Consider the following 1,867-nt stretch of genomic DNA (forward strand, 5'->3'; position numbering starts at 1 on the left):
ATTAGCCCCAACGGGTGCTGTGATGGGTAGGGGAGCGTCGTCTGCCGGGTGAAGCAGCACCGGAAGGTAGTTGTGGACGGTTGACGAGTGAGAATGCAGGCATGAGTAGCGATACAAACGTGAGAAACGTTTGCGCCGATTGACTAAGGGTTCCTGGGTCAAGCTGATCTGCCCAGGGTAAGTCGGGACCTAAGGCGAGGCCGACAGGCGTAGTCGATGGATAACCGGTTGATATTCCGGTACCCGCTGTGAAGCGTCAAACATCGAGCATCGTGATGCTAAGGCCGTGAAGCCGCCCTGATCTCTTCGGAGTTGAGGGGAGTGGTGGAGCCGCCGAACCAAGCGGTTAGTAGGTGAGTGATGGGGTGACGCAGGAAGGTAGTCCATCCCGGGCGGTGGTTGTCCCGGGGTAAGGGTGTAGGCCGCAAGGTAGGTAAATCCGCCTTGCATTCGGCTGAGACCTGATGCCGAGCCGATTGTGGTGAAGTGGATGATCCTATGCTGTCGAGAAAAGCCTCTAGCGAGTTTCATGGCGGCCCGTACCCTAAACCGACTCAGGTGGTCAGGTAGAGAATACCGAGGCGTTCGGGTGAACTATGGTTAAGGAACTCGGCAAAATGCCCCCGTAACTTCGGGAGAAGGGGGGCCAGCTCTGGTGAGAGGACTTGCTCCTCGAGCTGGGGGTGGCCGCAGAGACCAGCGAGAAGCGACTGTTTACTAAAAACACAGGTCCGTGCGAAGCCGTAAGGCGATGTATACGGACTGACGCCTGCCCGGTGCTGGAACGTTAAGGGGACCGGTTAGCTTGGATTCGTCCAGGCGAAGCTGAGAACTTAAGCGCCAGTAAACGGCGGTGGTAACTATAACCATCCTAAGGTAGCGAAATTCCTTGTCGGGTAAGTTCCGACCTGCACGAATGGCGTAACGACTTCTCGACTGTCTCAACCATAGGCCCGGTGAAATTGCACTACGAGTAAAGATGCTCGTTTCGCGCAGCAGGACGGAAAGACCCCGGGACCTTTACTACAGTTTGATATTGGTGTTCGGTTCGGCTTGTGTAGGATAGCTGGGAGACTTTGAAGCGGCCACGCCAGTGGTTGTGGAGTCGTCGTTGAAATACCAGTCTGGTCGTGCTGGATGTCTAACCTGGGTCCGTGATCCGGATCAGGGACAGTGTCTGATGGGTAGTTTAACTGGGGCGGTTGCCTCCTAAAGGGTAACGGAGGCGCCCAAAGGTTCCCTCAGCCTGGTTGGCAATCAGGTGTTGAGTGTAAGTGCACAAGGGAGCTTGACTGTGAGACCGACGGGTCGAGCAGGGACGAAAGTCGGGACTAGTGATCCGGCGGTGGCTTGTGGAAGCGCCGTCGCTCAACGGATAAAAGGTACCCCGGGGATAACAGGCTGATCTTCCCCAAGAGTCCATATCGACGGGATGGTTTGGCACCTCGATGTCGGCTCGTCGCATCCTGGGGCTGGAGTCGGTCCCAAGGGTTGGGCTGTTCGCCCATTAAAGCGGTACGCGAGCTGGGTTTAGAACGTCGTGAGACAGTTCGGTCCCTATCCGCTGTGCGCGTAGGAGTCTTGAGAAGGGCTGTCCCTAGTACGAGAGGACCGGGACGGACGAACCTCTGGTGTGCCAGTTGTTCTGCCAAGGGCATGGCTGGTTGGCTACGTTCGGGAGGGATAACCGCTGAAAGCATCTAAGCGGGAAGCCTGCTTCGAGATGAGGACTCCCACCCACTTGATGGGGTAAGGCTCCCAGTAGACGACTGGGTTGATAGGCCGGATCTGGAAGCCAGGTAACTGGTGGAGGTGACCGGTACTAATAGGCCGAGGGCTTGTCCTCAGTTGCTCGCGTCCACTGTGT

At 56.9% G+C, this 1,867-nt stretch carries 1 rRNA gene (cut by a window edge); it reads left to right on the forward strand.

Annotated features, from left to right (window positions below):
• Nucleotides 1-1,846: ribosomal RNA gene (locus tag ACWEN3_RS41020) — 23S ribosomal RNA — on the forward strand; it begins 1,375 nt to the left of the window's first position.
• Nucleotides 1,847-1,867 lie beyond the last annotated feature (21 nt).

The organism is Streptomyces sp. NPDC004561 (assembly GCF_053602155.1).